15 protein-coding genes are annotated in these 19,666 nt (G+C 67.1%); 2 read left to right on the top strand and 13 right to left on the bottom strand.

What is annotated here, in order from left to right:
* Nucleotides 1-24: 24 nt before the first annotated feature.
* The 9 genes from NQV17_RS17365 to NQV17_RS17325 form a co-directional block, all read right to left on the bottom strand.
* Nucleotides 25-267: an MbtH family NRPS accessory protein gene (locus tag NQV17_RS17365; RefSeq protein ID WP_044843583.1), complete on the bottom strand. Its 243-nt coding sequence runs from the start codon at nt 265-267 to the stop codon at nt 25-27.
* 110 nt (nt 268-377) lie between these two features.
* Nucleotides 378-1,046 (bottom strand): RNA polymerase factor sigma-70, encoded by a 669-nt coding sequence (locus NQV17_RS17360; protein WP_044843584.1) that lies wholly within the window; start codon nt 1,044-1,046, stop codon nt 378-380.
* Between the two features lie 300 nt (nt 1,047-1,346).
* The gene (locus tag NQV17_RS17355) at nt 1,347-2,369 is read right to left on the bottom strand and encodes a fimbrial protein (protein WP_257773252.1); all 1,023 of its coding nucleotides are present in this window, start codon (nt 2,367-2,369) and stop codon (nt 1,347-1,349) included.
* Nucleotides 2,366-3,112, bottom strand: coding sequence for a molecular chaperone (locus NQV17_RS17350; protein ID WP_257773174.1), 747 nt, complete (start codon nt 3,110-3,112; stop codon nt 2,366-2,368). Before NQV17_RS17350 ends, NQV17_RS17355 begins: the two co-directional genes overlap by 4 nt.
* Before the next feature lie 16 nt (nt 3,113-3,128).
* Complete coding sequence (locus NQV17_RS17345) at nt 3,129-5,582, bottom strand: fimbria/pilus outer membrane usher protein (protein WP_257773251.1); 2,454 nt, start codon at nt 5,580-5,582, stop codon at nt 3,129-3,131.
* A gap of 118 nt (nt 5,583-5,700) precedes the next feature.
* On the bottom strand, nt 5,701-6,213 hold the full coding sequence (locus NQV17_RS17340) for a fimbrial protein (protein ID WP_044843588.1): 513 nt from the start codon (nt 6,211-6,213) through the stop codon (nt 5,701-5,703).
* Between the two features lie 858 nt (nt 6,214-7,071).
* Nucleotides 7,072-8,538 (bottom strand): efflux transporter outer membrane subunit, encoded by a 1,467-nt coding sequence (locus NQV17_RS17335; RefSeq protein ID WP_257773173.1) that lies wholly within the window; start codon nt 8,536-8,538, stop codon nt 7,072-7,074.
* Nucleotides 8,535-11,672, bottom strand: coding sequence for a multidrug efflux RND transporter permease subunit (locus tag NQV17_RS17330; RefSeq protein ID WP_257773172.1), 3,138 nt, complete (start codon nt 11,670-11,672; stop codon nt 8,535-8,537). The genes NQV17_RS17335 and NQV17_RS17330 overlap by 4 nt, the downstream gene beginning before the upstream one ends.
* A 15-nt stretch (nt 11,673-11,687) precedes the next feature.
* Nucleotides 11,688-12,875: a MexX/AxyX family multidrug efflux RND transporter periplasmic adaptor subunit gene (locus tag NQV17_RS17325; protein WP_257773171.1), complete on the bottom strand. Its 1,188-nt coding sequence runs from the start codon at nt 12,873-12,875 to the stop codon at nt 11,688-11,690.
* 151 nt (nt 12,876-13,026) lie between these two features.
* Here NQV17_RS17325 and NQV17_RS17320 point away from each other — a divergent pair, with 151 nt between their 5' ends.
* Nucleotides 13,027-13,674 carry a TetR family transcriptional regulator gene (locus tag NQV17_RS17320; protein WP_124485531.1) on the top strand — a complete coding sequence of 216 codons (648 nt, stop codon included), beginning with the start codon at nt 13,027-13,029 and terminating at the stop codon, nt 13,672-13,674.
* Nucleotides 13,675-14,004: 330 nt separating this feature from the next.
* Entirely contained in the window at nt 14,005-15,282 is a 1,278-nt protein-coding gene (locus tag NQV17_RS17315) for a M23 family metallopeptidase (RefSeq protein WP_257773170.1), read from the top strand.
* Nucleotides 15,283-15,445: 163 nt separating this feature from the next.
* Here the strand turns inward: NQV17_RS17315 and NQV17_RS17310 are convergent, their stop codons facing one another.
* The 4 genes from NQV17_RS17310 to NQV17_RS17295 form a co-directional block, all read right to left on the bottom strand.
* Nucleotides 15,446-16,171 (bottom strand): amino acid ABC transporter permease, encoded by a 726-nt coding sequence (locus tag NQV17_RS17310; protein WP_257773169.1) that lies wholly within the window; start codon nt 16,169-16,171, stop codon nt 15,446-15,448.
* 2 nt (nt 16,172-16,173) lie between these two features.
* Nucleotides 16,174-16,896 (bottom strand): amino acid ABC transporter permease, encoded by a 723-nt coding sequence (locus NQV17_RS17305; RefSeq protein WP_257773168.1) that lies wholly within the window; start codon nt 16,894-16,896, stop codon nt 16,174-16,176.
* 103 nt (nt 16,897-16,999) lie between these two features.
* Nucleotides 17,000-17,815 carry an ABC transporter substrate-binding protein gene (locus tag NQV17_RS17300; RefSeq protein ID WP_257773167.1) on the bottom strand — a complete coding sequence of 272 codons (816 nt, stop codon included), beginning with the start codon at nt 17,813-17,815 and terminating at the stop codon, nt 17,000-17,002.
* Nucleotides 17,816-18,267: 452 nt separating this feature from the next.
* Nucleotides 18,268-19,572, bottom strand: a complete 1,305-nt coding sequence (locus NQV17_RS17295; protein ID WP_063549337.1) for an MFS family transporter — start codon at nt 19,570-19,572, stop codon at nt 18,268-18,270.
* Nucleotides 19,573-19,666: the final 94 nt, after the last annotated feature.

Raw genomic sequence — 19,666 nt, 5'->3', positions numbered from 1 at the left:
CGCGCCGGATCGCGGCGCGGCGGGTCACGACGTGCGCGTCGCGCGCTCGCCGTCCATCGCGCGGCGCAGGCTCGCGGGGCGCATGTCGGTCCAGACGGTCTCGATGTGCGCGAGGCAGTCGGCTTTCGGGCCGCGCACGCCGACCTCGCGCCAGCCGGCCGGCACGGGCCGGAACGTCGGCCAGATCGAATACTGTTCTTCGTCGTTGATGACGACCGTGTAGACGAGGTCGTCGGTATCGGCGGAAGGCGTCGTGGCTTGCGTCATGATCGAAAAAAACGGGAAGCGGTTGAAGGATGCGAAGCGGCAAGTGACCGGAACGTCGGTTCGTTGAATCGGCCGCTCCTGTCTTGAAGACGATTGGCCGGCGCGTTTTTTTACCGTCGCCGCGCGCGGCCGCCGAGAAACACCGGGCACGCGACGCCGCGATGGCATGCGTCGAGGCATTCCGCGCAGTGCCGCTCCGCGTCGCGCACCATGAAATGCACGAGGGTTTGCGACACGTTCAGCGCGCGCGCCGCGGTCTGCAGCGTCTCCTCGCGCAGCCGCACCATCTCGAACGCCGCACGGCTGCGCGCCGGCAGGTCGTCGAGCGCGGCCCATACGCGACGCAGCGTATCGCGCGTCAGCAGCGCGGCCTCGGGCGTCGGTTCCGGCGACGGCACGTCGAAGCCGTCGTCCTCTTCCGTGTGATAGACGTTCTCGAGGCTTTGCCGGCGGCACGCGTCGATCGACGCGTTGCGCACCATCCGCGTCACGTACGCGACCGGCTGGCGCACGGCGTCCTGGTTCGGGAATTCGACGAGCTTCACGAACACGTCGTGCACGACGTCCTCGGCCCGGCTCGCACAACCGACGAAGCCGCGCGCGACGTTGACGAGCATCGCGCGATGGGCAATCAGCACGTCGAGCAGCGCGCCCTGCGCACGCGGCTGCGCGCCGCGATGCGCACGCGGTGCGGGACGTGACGGGAGGTCCGGACAACTGCCGAGGAACGGGTTCGCCGCTGCGGCTGCCGGCCGTTCGAGCACTTCCGCCATTGCCATCGATCTGCTCCGTCAGATTTCGAGATAGCGCAATTTAACGTAAACGCAAATCATTCTCAATACGATTACGAAATGCCCCTTCAGATCGTCAGGATTTGTCTGATTAATTGACGGGATCCGAGTTTTTGTCGGACGGGATGGCTGTCGCGGAGCGGTGGCGTGGGGAAAGCTTTCCGCGCGAAAGGAATTGGCATGCCACCGCAAACGGCCTGCGGCGCCTGGTGAGTGTGGCACGGCGTCGGGAGCGCCGCAAAGACGCGCCGGCATGCCGGCGCTTTTTCATGGCGCACACAGCGCGCGTCAGTAGATGAACAGCCGGATCGTTGCGGTCGCATCGAACCGCCCGATCTTCGGCGGCCCGAACGACTTCAGCACCGCGTCCATCCGCACGCTTTGATTCATCACGTTCGACGGAAACTGCGCGAGCGTGAACTGCTGGTTGAACGGAATCGCGTTGCCCTTGCCGTCCTCGATGCCGATCCCGAAATTGCTGTCCTTCGCCGGCACCAGCAGGCCGTTCTGCAGCGGATAGCTCGTTTCGAAATAGCCGTCGACGCGCACCGCGACGTTGCACTTCTTGGACAACGACAACGAGAACGGCTTGCGCGGCACCGCGGGCAGGAAGCCGTTACCCACCGCCTGCACCTGACCGAAGTTGACGATGCCGGGTTCGGGCGTCACGAGCACGTCGACGAAGCACGGCGTCGGCTTGAGGTTGCGCAGGCCGCTCAGGCGGTACTGGAAGCTCGTGCCGAATGCATTCAGCCCGAACTCGCCGTCGAACTGGAACACCGTATAGATATCGCTCGGCGGCTGGACCCAGTTGCCCTTCTTGCGCACGACGACCTGGTAGTCGATGCTGATGCGGGTCTGCTCGCAACGCCTGCGATCGAAGTCTTCCCTGCTGCACGGCGGCACCGCATAGCCGGTAAACACGCCGCCGCCGCGATTGCTCGTCTTGTCGAAGTAGTCGACGCCCTTGTAGCGGATACCGATCTCCAGCCCCCACGCCGCCGGGTTCGTGCGGTTCGGATTCGCGTAGAAGTAAATGTTGTCGACGACTTTCAGGCTGTCGGCATCGCCGAGGTCCTTGTAGCAATACCCCGACGTCGTGCGGACCGGCGACACCCAGATCACGTAGCCGTCCGGCGCGTCGGTCGGATACGACGCCACGCCGCCGATCGGCTCGGTCAGCGAGGTCGCGCCGCTGTTCGTCAGGCATCGCAGCGCCCACGCCGGCTGCGCCGCGGCGACCAGCAACGCAAGCACGAGCCAGCGCAGCCATGCTGCCGGCCGTTGCCGTTCGCGCATCCCGCCGCTCATCGCTTCACGCTCTTGCACGCACCGGCATCGCACGCGTATTCGACCGCCACCTGGCCGCCGTAATCGTCGATATGCGTGACGAACAGCGTCGACGGCATCGCGGCCTTGAACGGCACGCCGGCCGTGCTCATCGGGCTCACCATCACCGGCTCGATCGGCACCGGCGTCTTCTGCGCGCCTGCCGTCACCTCGACCACCGTCACGTGGTACGGCGTCGGGTTGTCGAACACGAGCGTGTGCGCGGCCGGGTCCACCCGCAGCGTCATCGGCAGCGTCCAGTCCTCGTCGCGCGCGGGCTGCACGGCCTTCGGCCGGTAGAACAGCTTCATCTGCGTATGCAGCGCGATCTGCAGCGTGTTCGGTATATCGGACTTCGGCGGCACTTCGCGGATGTTCAGGTAGAACACCGATTCGCGATCGGCCGGCAGCGCGGCACCGGGCAGCTTCGCGATCCGCAGCACGTTGCGCTCGTTCGCCTCGATGCGCTGCAGCGGCGGCACGACCATCAGCGGCGACGCGATCTTGTTGCCCTTCGCGTCCTCGAGCCACGACTGCACGAGATACGGATACGTCGTGCTCTTGTTCGTGATCGTGACGATCGCGGCCTGTTCGCCTTCGTTGAAGATCACGCGGGTGCGGTCCGGGACGATCGCCGCGTGCGCGACACCGGCGAGCAGCGCGCTCGCCGCGCTCAGCATGCACGACGCGCGTCGCAGGAAGGAAAGGGAGAAAACGTGGTTCATCGCTGGATCCGTGAAATCATCGTTCGACCCGTGCGGCCGCTGCGTGCGACTCGCCGGATGCCTGGCACGTCACCGGAATCGGCGTGCCTTCGAGTTGAAGCTGGTTCGGCAGCACGTCCACCGTGCACAGCGTGCGTTCGCCCGCGCGCACCGCGAGCGCCGATTTCGGCTGAACCTGGGTCAGGAACGCGGCGCCGCCCTCGCCGACGATGCCGAGCTCCTTGCCGTTCGCCGCGTCCTGCACCGATGCGCCGAACGGCAGCGGCTTGCCGGCCGCGTCGGTCAGCGTCAGGTACAGGTTGCTGCCGCGTGCCGCCGAAAACCTGACGAAGCCGATCGCGCCGTCGGTCAGCACCATGCGCTGGATCGGGTTCGACACCTGCACCTCGAGCGGCAGCTTCTCGACGTTGACGGTCGCGTCGTACACGTTGTACGGCGAGATCCCGTCGAGCACCGCATAGCCGCGCGAGTCGGTGTGCGTGAGCGTGCCGGACAGCGGCACGTCGCGCACGCCGTCGGTCGAGACCAGGAGGCGCGTATCGCCCGCGTTGCCGTTCGCGTGCGCGGCCAGCCCGTACTGCGTCGCGACGAGCGAGCCGTCGACCTCGAGCGACGCGGCCGCATACGCGTTCGCGACCGTCGACGCCTGTGCAGTCAACTGGTAGGTCGACGTGCGCTGGCGGAAACTCGCGTTCGCCGATGCACGGCCGTCGGTCGCGCCCGCGTTGACCTGGTAGGTGCGGCCGTCCGGATCGTCGTAGATATAGCCTGCGTTCGCGCTCGTGCTGCCGTTGCCTGTCGTCAGGTTCGACGTGACGGTGTGACGGCCGCCGATCGGCAGCGTCGCGGTCACCGAGAACTGGTTGCCGCTCGTGCCCGCGCTTTGCGTCCGGAACGCCGACAGGCTGACGTTCAGGTTGCGCAGCGCACCGATCGAGAACGCACGCGTCAGCGTGAGGCCGATGCGCTGCTCGGACGACCGTGCCCAGTAAGTCGTCTGGTCGTACGAAAAATAGGTCGACGTGTCGCCGAAGCGCTTCGACAGCGTCGCCGAATAGCGCTGCTTGCTATTGGCGAGGCCGTATGCGGTCGGGTCGCCCGAGAACTGCGCGAAGTTCGTGTATTCGCGCTCGGAAAAGCGGTAGCCGAAAAAGCGCACGTCGGCATCGAGCGTGTCGAAATGCTTCGAATAGTTGATCCGGTACGAGTTGCCGTTGCGCGTCGCGCCGTTCCACCACAGGCGCGCACGCGCATGCGTGACGTCGGCCGAGACTGCGCCGAACGTGCCGAAATCGCGGCCGACACCGAGCGCGATCGACGTATAGCCCGACGCGGCGATGAAGCCGCCGTACACGGTGAAATCCAGCGGCAGGCCGTACGCCGCTTCGCCGAAACCGAAGAACGGCGTGATGCCGGCACCACCGAACTGCCGCGGCTTGCCGACCGCCGCCTTGTAGCGCAGCTGCCCGGTGCGCGCGAGAAACGGCACGGCCGCCGTCGTCACCTGGAAGCGCTGCACGCTGCCGTCCTCTTCCTCGACTGCGACGTCGAGCGTGCCCTGCACGCTCGTGTTGATGTTCTGCAGCGCGAATGCGCCCGGCGACACGCGCGTCACGTACAGCACGCGGCCCGCCTGCGAGACGGTCACGGTCGCATTGGTGCGCGCGACGCCCGCGATCAGCGGCGCATAGCCGCGCAGCGAAGGCGGCAGCATGCGGTCGTCGCTGCGGATCGACGCGCCGGTCAGCGCGAACGTGTCGAAAATGTCCGAACTCAGGTAGTCGTCGCCGAACGTCACCGTCGACTGGATCGACGGCAGCGCACGAAATGCGTAAAGCCGGCTGAAGCGGAACGTGCGATCCGCGTACGCGCTGCTGCCCGCGTTCGACTGCGCCTGGTAGTCGCCGCGAAAGCGCCACGCGTCCCAGTTCGCCCCGATCGTTCCGTAGGCCTGGATCGAATTCGTCTGCTCGCCGCCCGAACCGAAGTTGCGGTTCGTGTTCGCGATCACGCGATAGTCGAGCATCGCGCCCGGAATCCCTTCGGACCAGCGCGCCGGCGGCAGGTAGTTCGAATCGGTGAATTCGAGCGCGGCCTGCGGAATCGTGATCTTGAGCCGACCGTCGCTCTTCAGGTAACGCACGGTGGCGCCCTCGATCGCGCCGAGATCGACGCAGCGACCGCCCTGGAAGCGCGGCAGGTCCTTCGCGAGCGACGGCTTCAGCCCGAACTGCGCGACGAGTTCCGGAGGCAGGCACGGCTTGCCCGCGCCGGACGGGTCGAGCGCGATGAACTGGATCGCCTGCAGCCCGTAGAACAGGTCGTTGACCTGCACGTCGAGCATGTATTCGCCCGGCAGCGTGAAGTCGGCCTGCGCGAACTGCGACAGGTCGACGTTGTTCGAGCCGTCGATGTCGAGGAACGACGAATTGAATTCCGTCGCATGGCTCTGGCTGCCGACCACCAGCACGGAGACGCAAAGGAAGGAATGTCTGATTCGCACGCGGCGCTACCGGAAGTCCGAGAAAAACTGGGCAGGAAGACAAGCCGGAGAAAGGGTGCGCGCACCCCTCCTCCGTGACGGCCGCTTACTGGTAGCGAACCGTGAAGTTTGCGACACCGTCGGCCGTACCCGGCGTCACGTCGGCTGCCGTCGCTTCGTAGCGTGCGGCGAAGCGCACCGTGTTGTTGCCGTTCTGCAGCAGGGTTGCAGCGGCCTGCTCGACGCCGTTGTCGAGGTCTTCGCCCGTTGCGCCCTGTACGCGGATGCCGACGTTGGTTGCCGAGCCGATCGTGGCGAGCAGCTTCGGCTGGGCCGCATTCGACGTACCCGTGAACGTGAAGAATGCGTTCTTCGAGATGCTGGTGTCGCAGTCGGTCAGGACGATGTCGAACTTGACCGGCTCGGACTTGTCGCCGGCCTTCTTGAACGTGTGGGTCGGCACCTTGCCGAGGTTCACGGTCTGGTTGACCGAACCCGAATCGATACCGCACGCGCCCGCGACGATCTCGCCCGTGAAGTTGATCGTGCCGGTGCCGGCTGCGAAGGCCGAGGTGGACAGGGCTGCGAGTGCGACAGCGGCCAGGAGGGATTTTTTCATGACGTTTTCCGTGAGAATTGCAAAGGGAATGGACGACGTGGCGGATACAAAAGGCAGCGTGTGGTTGGCTCCCGTCCGTCACGAGGCGGCATTATCGAGATATGAATGAAAGAATTCTGTAAAGCATTGTTAAATCGCAAATGACAATCTTCGCCTTGCGTACTTTCAAACTAACTATTTCCTTGAAATTCTCAATCCCGATATTTTCATCCGCAGTCCTTTTTGATTTTCTAGAACCGACTGAAAATTAAAGACATTTCATTTTATGGATCGCTTATTCCTCGCCCTTCCTTGCTGGATATGGCCTCCCCTGATTACCAATCAAAAATGCCAAAATTCTGTCCGATCCTGCCATCGTTGCCCGACCGCAACGAATGCATTCATCGATTTTCAACTGAGAGGAAATTAACGGTCGATTTTCGGTGCTGCGGATTTCTCGCGCAAACGATTGCGCAATCCGCACAAACGTTTTACCGCGACATTTCGTCACCCGTCATTATTCTCGATACAAGAATCAATTGAATCGTCAACCCGGGATTAAAAGCCGCATGTAATGCCGTGCGCCGTCACGACATCCGGCGTACCCGCGCGACGACGCGCACGCGACGTTTCGGCGCCCTGGATGGAATCGAAAAAGGAGGAAGTCCGGCACGCTCGGGGCCGTGTGACGACGCGATCGGTCGCCAGGATGCGTGACGGGTTGAAGGCGCGCCTCAGCTCGACCGCGGGGAGAAACAACGTGGATGACGACGACGCGCGGATGCGTTCATCGTCGATCCGTGCCGAGGGCCCGATGGAAGCCACACCGGCCGGGGTGGCGACGACACATGAGCGATCGCCACCCGCACGGCTAGCGAATCACGCGGCGGCCTCCCCGACTGACGCCGGCGCCCACCCACCGCCCAGTGCGCGATACAGCGCAATCGCATTCGCGAGCCTCAGTTCCTTGAGCCGGATCAGTTCCTGTCCCGACTCGTACGTGCTGCGCTGCGCGTCGAGCAGTTCGAGATACGTCGCGACGCCGCCCGCATAACGACGCTCGGCGAGCTTCAGCCGCGCGCCGTCGGCCGCGTACACATCCTGCTGCGCGGCAAGCTGGCGATCGATCCAGTCGCGCGCGGCGAACGCGTCGGCCACTTCGCGAAACGCGGTCTGCACGGTTTTCTCGTATTCGGCGACCGCGATGTGCTTGCGCGCGGTCGCGACGTCGAGATTCGCGCGATTGCGGCCGCCCGCGAAGATCGGCAGCGTGATGCGCGGCGCGAACGTCCACACGCTCGTGCCGCCCGCGAACAGGCTCGAGAACGCGTCGCTGACCGAGCCGTAGTCGGTCGTCAGCGCGATGCGCGGGAAGAATGCGGCGCGCGCGGCGCCGATCTGCGCGTTCGCGGCCTTGAGCCGCGACTCGGCCTGCCGGATGTCCGGCCGCCGCTCGAGCAGCGCGCTCGGCGCGCCGGGTGCCACCGGCGCGATCGCGAGCGCGTCGAGCGCGGTGCCGTCGGCCGGCACCGTGCGCGCGAAATCGCCGGCAAGCAATTGCAGCGCGCGCACCGACTGCGCGTGTTCGCGCTGCAGCGCGGCCTGCGACGCACGTGCGGACGCGACCAGCATCTCGGCCGAGCGCAGCTCGATCGCATCGCTCGTGCCGGCCGCATAGCGGCGCTGCGTGAGCGCGGCAATGCGCTCGCGCGCGTCGAGGGTGTGCTGCGCCAGCGCCAGTTGCGCGTGCAACGACCGTTCGGAAACGTACGCGCCGGCGACTTCGGCAATCACGCCGATGCGCACCGTGCGCTGCGCGTCGGCCGTCGCGAAATACTCGGCGAGCGCCGCATCGGACAGGTTGCGCACGCGGCCGAACAGGTCGAGCTCGTACGCGCTGATACCCACGCCTGCGCGATACAGCCCGCTCACCGCGCTCTCGCGCACGACCGGGTCGTACTGGCGCGTGCGCTCGTAGCCGAGGTTCGCGTCGAGCGACGGCATCAGGTCCGCGCGCTGCACGCCGTACAGCGCGCGCGCTTCGTCGAGCCGTCCGGCCGCGATCCGCAGGTCGCGATTGTTCGCGAGCGCCGCGTCGATCCAGGCCTGCAGCGCCGGGTCGGTGAAATACGCGCGCCAGTCGTCGAGCAGCGCGGCATCGACGGACGCAGTCGCCTCGACCGCCGGCTGCGTGCCGCCGTCGACCGGCACATAGCTGGCCGGCACCGGCGCCGCCGGCCGCTCGTAGCGCGGCGCGAGCGAGCAGCCGGCGAGCGCGAACGCGAGTGCAGCGGCCAGCGCGACCGGGGCCCGCGACGTCGCGCGCGCATTCAGGTGAAACGTCATTGCGCACCCTCCATCGTCGCCGGCCGCGACCCGCCGCGCCGGCGCGGGCCGACGTCGAACAGGCGGCCGACGATCACGAAAAACAGCGGGACGAGGAATACCGCGAGCACCGTCGCCGTGATCACGCCGCCGAGCACGCCGGTGCCGATCGCCATCTGCGCGCCGGACGCGGCGCCCGATGCGAACGCGAGCGGCAGCACGCCGACGCCGAATGCGAGCGACGTCATCACGATCGGCCGCAGCCGCAGGCGCGCGGCCTCGAGCGCCGCGTCGACGAGCGACATGCGCTGCGCGACCAGGTCCTTCGCGACTTCGACGATCAGGATCGCGTTCTTCGCGGACAACCCGATCGTCGCGATCAGCCCCACCTTGAAGTAGATGTCGTTCGGCATCGCGCGCAGCGTGACGCCGAGCACCGCGCCGATCACGCCGAGCGGCACGACCAGCATCACCGCGAACGGGATCGACCAGCTCTCGTACAGCGCCGCGAGCGCGAGAAACACGACGAGCACCGACAGCGCGAACAGCATCGGCGCCTGTGCACCCGACAGCCGCTCCTCGAACGACTGCCCCGACCACGCGTAGCCGATGCCTGCCGGCAGTTTCGCGGAGAGCCGCTCGATCGCGGCCATCGCTTCGCCGCTGCTGTGCCCCGGCGCGGCCGAGCCGTTGATCGTGAACGACGGATAGCCGTTGTAGCGCGTGAGCTGCGGCGGCCCGAGCGTCCAGTGCAGCGTCGCGAACGCCGCGAGCGGCACCATCTCGCCGCGCGCGTTGCGCACGCGCAGCTTCTGCACGTCGTCCGGATCGAGCCGGTGCCGCCCGTCGGCCTGCACGATCACGCGGCGCACCTGCGTGCCGTGCATGAAGTCGCCGATATAGTCGGAGCCGAACATCACCGCGAGCGTCGTGTTGATCTCGTCCATCGACACGCCGAGCGCCGACGCCTTCGCGCGGTCGATGTCGAGCTTGAGCTGCGGCGCGTCCTGCGTGCCGGCGAACATCAGGTCGGTGAGCGCCGGATCCTTGCCGCCCGCCGCGAGCAGCTGCTCGCGCGCGGCGCTGAACGCCGCATGGTCGAGCCCGCCGCGGTTCTGCAGCCGGAAGTCGAAGCCGCCCGTCGAACCGAGATCGGGCAGCGCCGGCGAGTTCATCGCGAACACCGTGGTGTTCGCCGTGCCCGCGAAGCGCGCGTTGATGCGCGCGACGATCGCCTGCACGTGATCGCGCCCGGCCTTGCGTTCCTGCCAGTTCTTCAGCGTGACGAAGATCATCCCGCCGTTCGGCCCCTCGCCGTACAGGTTGAAGCCGCCGAGCGCGAACGTGTACGCGGCCGGCTCGTCGCGACGAATGTACGACTCGACCTCGCGCACGCTCTGCATCGTTTCCGCGAGCGGCGTGCCTTGCGGGCGGATCACCATCACCATGAAGTTGCCCTGGTCCTCGTCGGGCAGGAACGCGCTCGGCAGTTGCGTGAGCATCAGCGCGGCCGCCGCGGTCAGCGCACCGTACACGACCAGCCAGCGCAGCGGCTTGTTCAGCATCGCGCCGACGCGCGTCGCATAGCGCTGCGTCGAGCGCGCGACGAAGCGGTTGAAGCCGCCGAAGAAACCGCGCTTCTCGTGATGGTCGCCGGACACCGGCTTGAGCAGCGTCGCGCACAACGCGGGCGTCAGCGACAGCGCGAGAAACGCCGAGAAGCCGATCGAGACCGCGAGCGCCAGCGCGAACTGCCGGTAGATGTTGCCCACCGCGCCGCCGAAGAACGCCATCGGCACGAACACCGACGTCAGCACGACCGTGATGCCGACGATCGCGCCGCTGATCTGCTGCATCGCCTTGACGGTCGCGTCGTAGGGGCCGAGCCCTTCCTCGACCATCAGCCGCTCGACGTTCTCGACGACGACGATCGCATCGTCGACGAGGATGCCGATCGCGAGCACCATCCCGAACATCGTCAGCACGTTGATCGAGAAGCCGGCCGCATGCATCACGCCGAACGTGCCCGCGAGCGCGACCGGCACGACGAGCGTGGGGATCAGCGTCGCGCGCAGGTTCTGCATGAACAGGAACATCACGAGGAACACCAGCACGCCGGCCTCGACGAGCGTCGTGACGACCTTGTTCATCGACACGCGCACGAACGACGACGTCTCGTACGGGATCTGGTATTTCACGCCCGGCGGGAAGTAGGCGGACAGCGCGTCCATCGCCGCGCGCACGCGCTGCTCGGTGGCCACCGCGTTCGAGCCCGGCGCGAGCTTGATGCCCATGCCCGTGGCGACCTTGCCGTTCACGTACGACGGATAGTTGTAGTCGTTGCCGCCGAACTCGATGCGCGCGACGTCGCGCAGGTAGAGCGCGGCGCCGTCCGGCTGCGTGCGCAGCGCGATCGCGCCGAAGTCGGCCGGCGTCTTCAGCGGCGCGTCGGCGAACACCGTCGCCGCGATCGGCGCGCTGTCCGGCACCGCGCTGCGGCCGATGTCGCCGACCGTCACGCGCGCGTTGTGCGCGCGCACGGCCGACGCGATGTCCGACGCGGTGAGGCCGTGCCCGGCCAGCTTCACCGGGTCGGGCCAGATCCGCATCGCATATTCGGCGCCCCAGAACTGCACCCGGCCGACGCCGTCGACGCGGCGCAGCGCCTGCACGACGTTCGCCGACGCGTATTCACCAAGCTGCACGTCGCTCATCCGGCCGTCGTCGGAGGTCAGCGACACGACGAGCTGGATGTTGTCCGCGGCCTTCTCGACCTGGATGCCGTCGCGCCGCACGGGTTCGGGCAGCCGCGCCTCGACCGTCTTCAGCCGGTTCTGCACTTCGACGGCCGCGAGATCGGCATTGACGCCCTGCTTGAACGTCAGATAGAGCGACGCCATCCCGGCGCTGCTCGTCGCGGACGTATACAGCAGCCCTGGCGCGCCGTTCATCTCGCGCTCGATCAGCGCGGTCACCGATTCCTCGACGACCTGCGCGGACGCACCCGGATACGTCGCATAGATGCTGACGACGGGCGGCGCGATGTCCGGATACTGCGCGACGGGCAGCGCGCGAATCGCGAACACGCCGCCGAGCATGATGAAGAGTGCGATCACCCACGCGAAGACGGGGCGATCGATGAAGAAACGTGCCATGTTTAGTTGAACCGATCAGGTTTGACGGGCGGCCGCCGGTGACGCGGCCTTCGTCGGCGAGGCCTGCTCGACGGGCTTGACGGCGGTATCCGGCGCGAACTGCGCGGCGTTGTCGACGATCACGCGCTCGCCGCCCGCGAGGCCGCGCGTGATGCGCCAGTCGCGGCCGCTCATCCGGTCGGCGGCGACCTCGACGTCCTTCACCTTGCCGTTCGCGCCGACCACGCGCACCGACGTGCGATCGGCCGTGCGCAGCAATGCATCGCGCGGCACGAGGATCGCGCGCTGGTCGACGGCCGCGTCGAGCGCGATCCGCACGTACGCGCCCGGCAGCAGTTCGCGCTCGGGATTCGGGAACAGCGCGCGCATCGCGACGGTATCGGTGGTCGGATCGACCGCGAGATCGCTGAACAGCAGCTTGCCCTTCAGCGGATACGCGGTGCCGTCGGCGCGCAGCAGCGTCACCGTGACGTCGTGCTGCGCGATGCCCGTCGCGCGCCCGCTCTTCACCGCGCGGCGCAGTGCGTCGACGTCGGCCGCCGGCTGCGAGAAATTCACGTAGATCGGGTCGAGCTGCTCGACGGTCGTGAGCGGCGTCGCCTGGTCCTGGCCGACGAGTGCGCCTTCGGTCACGAGCGCGCGCCGGGCGCGGCCCGAAATCGGCGCGGTGACGGTCGCATAGTCGAGCTGCAGTTGCGCGCGGGCGAGCTCGGCCTGCGCGGACGCGACGTCGGCCTTCGCCTGCGTGTCGCCCGCGACGGCCTCGGTGTGATCGCGCTCGCTGACCGCGCGGTCGCGCACCAGGTCGTCGTAACGGCGGCGCTTGTCGCTCGCCGCGAGCGCGGCGGCCTGCGCCTTCGCGAGCGCCCCTCGCGCGGCGTCGCGCGCGGCCTTCAGCGGCGCGGGGTCGATGCGGAACAGCACCGCGCCCTGCTTCACTTCCTGGCCTTCCTCGTAAGTCCGCGCGGTGACGATGCCCGCGACCCGCGCGCGCACTTCCGCCTGCCGATAGGCGTCGAGCCGGCCCGGCAATTCGACGGTCATCGGTACGGCCGTCGGACGCACCGTCACGACCGTCGCGTCCTGAATGGCCTCCGGCGCCTTGTCCCGTTCGCCCTTTCCGCAGCCGGTCGCGGCCAGCGCGGCCGCGAGCGCGTACGACGCCAGCCGCAGGCGGCGCCCCAGGGAGCGTTTGTTATTCATGTGCTGACCTCGGATCGTTCGCCGCCGATACAATGCGGCGGCTCAGGGTGGCCGATTATAATCAGTCACGACTGATTAAATACAGGCGGTCGTCATCCGGCCGCCATACTGTCTCAATAAAACGACAGCGAACTGTAAGGAAATTCACGACATGGCCCGCAAGACCCGGGAAGAATCGCTCGCCATCAAGCACCGGATCCTCGACGCCGCCGAGCTCGTGCTGCTCGAAAAAGGCGTCGCGCAAACCGCGATGGCGGACCTCGCCGAGGCCGCCGGAATGTCGCGGGGCGCCGTGTACGGCCATTACCGCAACAAGATGGAAGTGTGTCTCGCGATGTGCGACCGCGCATTCGCGCGTACGTCGGAAGGGTTCGACGCGGTCGACAGCCTGCCCGCGTTCGCCACGCTGCGCCGCGCGGCGTCGCATTACCTGCGGCAATGCGGCGAGCCGGGCGCGATGCAGCGCGTGCTCGTGATCCTCTATACGAAATGCGAGCAGAGCGAGGAGAACGGCGCGCTGCAGCGCCGCCGCATGCTGCTCGAACTGCAGATGCTGCGCATCACCAAGGCGCTGCTGCGCCGCGCGATTGCGGCCGGCGAACTGGCCGCCGATCTCGACGTGCATCTCGCGGCCGTCCATCTCGTGTCGCTGCTCGAAGGCGTGTTCGCATCGATGATCTGGACCAACCGCTTGCGCGGCAATCTGTGGAACGACGCGGAAGCGATGCTCGACGCCGGCTTTGACGCGGTCAGGACATCCGCCGCGCTGCGCGTGCGCGCGCAAAAATTTCCTGTCTGACGAAAAGCCGCGCAATAAATGCTGATTTAACCCGATTTACCGCAGTGCGAAACGAATGAGCCGACCCTCTTTAAAATTTTTAACGCTTCGCGGAACATCGGTAGACTGACGCTGTCATCTTTCTTTAGCGTCTTCGTGATAAACCGGGTTCGACCCGGAAAGGTCACGCCGCCGTTCGAAGCGGGCCTGCCCGCGAGTTGGGTCGAACGGAAACGACACAGGCCCCTGGCGGGGCCTGTTTTGTTGCACGCCCGTCGCCCGCCCCGTCGTCACCCGACGGATCTGCCGCCGATGGTTCCCGCCCACACCTCTTTGAACCGCTTTTCCTGGATGTGGACACCTTTGGTCAAGCCTGCCGCAACTCCTGATGCTTTCGCGCCCGGGCGCGCGCAGCGCCTCGTGCGCGCGCTCGTGCCGGCCGCCGTGCTCGGCGCCCTCGCCGCCTTCGGTCTCGCCGCCGCGCTGCCGGCCGTCTCGCAACTGCCGGGCGCCGTCGATTCGGGCACGGCCGCGCTGCCGCAGCGCGTGCTGTCCGACACGCCGTTTCCCACCGCGCAACATTTCGTGACGAGCGAGCTCGCGCGCACGATCGGCGAGCGCAACGAACGCGATGAACGCACCGACCGCAACCTGCAGCCGGGCCTGTTCGCGCCGCTCAGCGCGCACCGCAACGACATGCTCGGCTATACGAGCCTGTTCCAGCTCGCGCCGCCCGAGCAGCAGCACGGAATGCGTGCGGGCGACATCGAACTCACGCTGTCCGATACGCTGAACCGTCTCGACGTGCCGCCCGAAGTGCGCATCCAGCTCGGCGATCTCGTCACCGGCAAGGTCGCGCTGCGCGCCGGTGCGCAGCGCGGCGACTACTACCGCATCGCGTACGACACCAACAACGGCACGCCGCACCTCACCGCGCTCGAGCTGCGCGTCGCGGGCCGCACGTTCGGTGCGATCTGGTTCCGCGCGCCGGGTGCCGACCACGGCGCGTACTACACGCTCGACGGCACGCCGCTCGAAGCGGCCGCGTTCACGATGCCGGTCAAGTGGACGCGCATCAGCTCGTTCTTCGGCGAACGCGTGCACCCGCTGTCGCAGGAGATGGCATTCCACACCGGCGTCGACCTCGCCGCACCGTCCGGCACGCCCGTCAACGCGGCGGCCGATGGCGTCGTGTCGTTCGTCGGCAACGATCCGGGCGGCTACGGCCACTACGTGATCGTCGATCACGCGGACGGTTATTCGACCTACTACGCGCATTTGTCCGCGTTCGCGCGCGGGCTGAAGACCGGCGAATCCGTCAGGCAGGGCCAGCGCATCGGCTCGGTCGGAATGACCGGCGCGGCCACCGGTCCGCACCTGCATTTCGAAGTGCGCGTCGCGAACGACCCGGTCGATCCGCTCGTCACGCTCGCGAGCGCGCAGACGGGGCTGTCCGACATGCAGCTCACCGCGTTTCGCCAGGAAGCGGCGCAATGGCGCTTCCGCCTCGCGTCGATCAGTACGACGCCGTTCGCATTCGCGCAGAGCGACGGCCCGCTGTGGGGCGACTTCGCGACCGGTCCGTCGACGCTGCGTTCGGTATTCGATACGCACTACAGCGCGTCCTGACGCTGACGCGCTAACGCGCTGAAGTTCTCAAGCACCGAAGTCCTGAAGCACCTGCACGCCCGTCGCCGCTCGCTCGGCGACGACCCGGCCCGCTGCGGATAGCCGCACGCTCTCACCTTCATCACCGGAAACGCGCCGCATGCATCGCACGCGGCGCGCGCCGTCACCGCGCGGGTTCCGTGCGTTCAGCCTCGGCCTGCGCGATGCGCGCCGCACGCGGGCGGCGTGACAACAACCAGCGCGCCGCACCGTCGAGCGACGTGCACAGCACCAGATAGATCGCCGCGACGAACAGGAAGATCGGCGCCGGATACACCATCAGCCGGTTGTTCACCTGCGTCGCGACGAACGACAGTTCCGGCACGCCGACGATATACGCGAGCGACGTGTCCTTCACGAGCGCGACCCACTGGTTGACGAACGACGGCGTCATGATCCGGATTGCCTGCGGCAGCAGCACGTAGCGCACCGTCTGCCAGCGCGTGAGCCCGAGCGACAGCCCCGCCTGCCACTGTCCGTCGCCGGCCGCGACGATGCCCGCATGCACCGCATGCGCGAGATACGCGCCGCCGATCAGCGCCAGCGCGCACACGACCGTCGCGAGTCCCGGCACGTCCATGTGCAGCAGCATCGGCATCAGGAAGTACGTCCAGAAGATCAGCATCAGCACCGGGATCGCGCGAAAAAAGCCGATGAACGCGAGCAGCAGCACGCGCAGCGGGCCGCGCGCGAGCGCCATCGCGACGCCGAGCGCCACGCCCAGCACCGCCGATGCGATGGCCGACGCGATCGCCAGCACGAGCGACAGCGCGGCGCCGCCGAGCGGACCATCCGGGAATGCGCCGACGAGCAGGTACGGCAGGTTGTCGAGCAGCAGCGAGAGATCCATCGTCAACGCCCCGCCCCGAGCCGGTCGCGCCATTGCGTGGCCGCATAGGCACCGGCCTCGATCGCGGCCATCGCGGCGATGTACAGCACGGTCGCGACACCGAAGGCGGCAAAGGTCTTGAACGTCTCCGTCTCGACCTGCCGCGACGCGTACGACAGCTCGGCGACACCGATCGCCATCGCGAGCGACGAGTTCTTCACGAGATTCATGTATTGGCCGAACAACGGCGGCAGCGCGATGCGCACGGCCTGCGGCAGCACGACGTAGCGCAGCGACTGCATCGGCGTGAGGCCGAGCGCCGCGGCCGCATCATGCTGCGCACGGCGCACGCCGCGCAGCCCGGCTTCGCATTCCTCGGCGACGAACGCGGCCGTGTACGCGCTCAACCCGAACCAGCCCGCGACGAACTCGAACGACGGCCATGCGAGCGTGAACGGGCCCGCGCTCAGCTGATGGCGCGCGTTCAGCCACGCGACCCATGTGTCGGGCAGCAACGACGCGACGCCGAAATACCAGAACAGCAACTGCACGAGCAAGGGCGTGTTGCGGAACGCGACGACATAGCCGGCCGCGAGCGTGCGCGGCGCCGTGCCGCGCGCATGCCGCATGACGGCGAGCAGCAGTCCGCCGACGGTCGCGGCGAGCGCCGACGCGGCCGCGAGGCCGAGCGTCAGCAGGAAGCCCTGCCAGAGCCAGGACAGATATTTGGGAGCCAAGCCGAGCATCGTGGTGCGGGCGCGAAGCAAGCGATCGAGAGAAACGGAAAACGCCGCGATCCCCGCGCACCGGCACGACCGATGGCGGAACGCGGCGCGTCCTGCATGCGACTCAGGTCTTGTCGCCGATGCGGAAGATGCGCGTGAGCGGCGTCTTCGTCGTCGGACCGAACCACGCGTCGTAGATCTGGCCCGCGCGGCCGTTCGCCTCGAGTCCCTTCAGCGTGTCGTTCACGAAGCCGAGCAGGCGCGTCTCGCCCTTCGGCACGCCGACGCCCATGTAGTCGTTCGAGATCGTAAACGCCGGGATCTCGTAGTTCTGCTTGTCGGGCGCGTTCGCGAGCAGGCCGATCAGCTTCGGCCCGTCCTGCGTGATCGCCTGCACGTTGCCGGCGCGCAGCGCGGCGAATGCGAACGGCGTGTCGTCGTACGCGACGATCGTCGCCTTCGGGAATTTCTCGCGCAGCGTGATCTCGTTCGTCGTGCCCTTGTCCGCGCCGACGCGCAAGCTGTTCAGCTGGTCGGCCGATTTCAGCACGCCCTTCTTCGCGAGAAACTGCTGGCCCGACGAGAAATACGGGATGCTGAAGTCGACCTGCTTCGCGCGCTCGTCGGTGATCGTGAAATTCGCGAGCACCAGGTCGACCTTGCCGGCGGTCAGGAACGGAATGCGGTTCGCGGGATTGGTCGGCTGCAGCTGCAGCTTCACGCCGAGCTTGTCGGCCAGCGCCTTCGCATAGTCGACGTCGAGGCCGACGATGTGATTGCTCTTGCCGTCGACATAGCCGAACGGCGGATTGCTGTCGAAGGTCGCGACGCGCAGCACGCCGGCCTTCCTGATGTCGTCGAGGCGGTCCGCGTGCGCGACCGTGCCGGCCGTGACGAGTGCGGCCCCGACGAGCCACGTAGCGAGAGTGTGGAATTTCATGAGCACGACCTGATTTGTTATGAAGGCCGCCACGGATCGCGCGGCGGCCGGTTCGAGGAACATCGCGACGCTGTGTGTCGTCGCGAAGCCGCTAACGTATCAGCGCGTGCGGCGATTCCGAACCAACAAATGGTGCTTTGCTCTGCGGGTTTCGTGATGAGGCTTGCAGCGGCTGCATGCGGCGCATGCGCACAAAAAAACGCCCGCTGCACGCAGCGGGCGCGAATCCCAGTCAAGGAGGTGTCACACGAACTACGCGTTCAGAATAAGCGCATCGTCCGCTGCGGACAACGAAGCGATTCCGATATCGATATCGTGCGCCCCGCGATGAGCTTGCACGCGACCATGGGAAAACGCCGCGCATAAAAAACGGCGCGCCGCCTGCATGGCGGAGCGCCGTCCCGTTGCACGTTGCCGGTCGATGCGGGCAGCCCGGCGGGCTGCCCTGCCGATCACGGTTCGTGACGCAGGTACCCTTCCTTGCTCGGATCGCGCATCCGCCACGACACGATCAGCGAGATCGCGCACAGCGCCGTCACGTACCAGTAGAAGGTTTCCTCGCTGCCGATCGACTTGAACCACAGCGCGACGTACTCGGCCGAGCCGCCGAAGATCGCGTTCGCGACCGCATACGACAGGCCGACGCCCATCGCGCGCACTTCGGGCGGGAACATCTCGGCCTTGATGAGGCCGCTGATCGACGTGTAGAAGCTGACGATCGCCAGCGCGATCGTGATCAGCGCGAACGCGGCCGTCGGGCTCGTGACGGTCTTCAGCGCGTGCATCAGCGGCACCGTGCCGATCACCGCGAACGTGCCGAACAGGATCATCGACGTGCGGCGGCCGATCTTGTCGGACAGCGCGCCGAACACCGGCTGGATCAGCATGTAGACGAGCAGCGCGACGGTCATCACGTTGCTGGCCGTCTTCGCATGCATGCCGGCCGTGTTCACGAGGTACTTCTGCATGTACGTCGTGAAGGTGTAGAAGATCAGCGAGCCGCCGGCCGTGAAGCCGACCACCGTGAAGAAGGCGCCCTTGTGCTGCCACACGCCGCGGATCGTGCCCGCGTCCTTCTTGTCACGCGATGCGCTCGTCGACGTCTCGTCGAGCGATTTGCGCAGGTACAGCGAGATCAGCGCGGCCGCCGCCCCGCAGACGAACGGAATGCGCCAGCCCCACGCCTTCAATTCGTCGTTCGACAGCGCCTGCTGCAGGATCACGAGCACCAGCAGCGCGCACAGCTGGCCGCCGATCAGCGTCACGTACTGGAACGACGCGAAGAAGCCGCGCCGCCCCTTCAGCGCGACCTCGCTCATGTAGGTTGCGCTCGTCCCGTATTCGCCGCCCACCGACAGCCCCTGGAACAGGCGCGCGACCAGCAGCAGCGCCGGCGCCAGCGCGCCGATCTGCGCATAGGTCGGCAGCACCGCGATCACGAGCGAGCCGCCGCACATCATCAACACCGAGATCATCATCGCCGTGCGACGGCCGTGACGGTCGGCGATGCGGCCGAACAGCCAGCCGCCGATCGGACGCATCAGGAAGCCGGCCGCGAACACGCCGGCCGTGTTCAGCAGCTGCGTGGTCGTGTTGCCGCTCGGGAAGAACGCCGGTGCGAAGTACAGCGCGCAGAACGAGTAGATGTAGAAGTCGAACCACTCGACGAGGTTGCCCGACGAGGCGCCGACGATGGCGAACACGCGCCGCCGGGTGTCATGCGCGGACAGCGCAGCTTGGTCGGTCTGGACGTCCATGGGTTGGTCTGTTCCTTTTAGTGCTTTCTGGGCGAGACGGCTCGCGGGCCGCCGCGTACGGTCGCACGTGGCACCGGTTCCGGCGGCACGGCGC

Origin of the sequence: Burkholderia sp. SCN-KJ, from assembly GCF_024656005.1 — a bacterium.
In the GTDB taxonomy this organism is placed as follows: domain Bacteria; phylum Pseudomonadota; class Gammaproteobacteria; order Burkholderiales; family Burkholderiaceae; genus Burkholderia.
The sequence above is the reverse complement of the archived record's forward strand: the minus strand, read 5'-3'. Positions and strand labels throughout refer to the sequence as shown.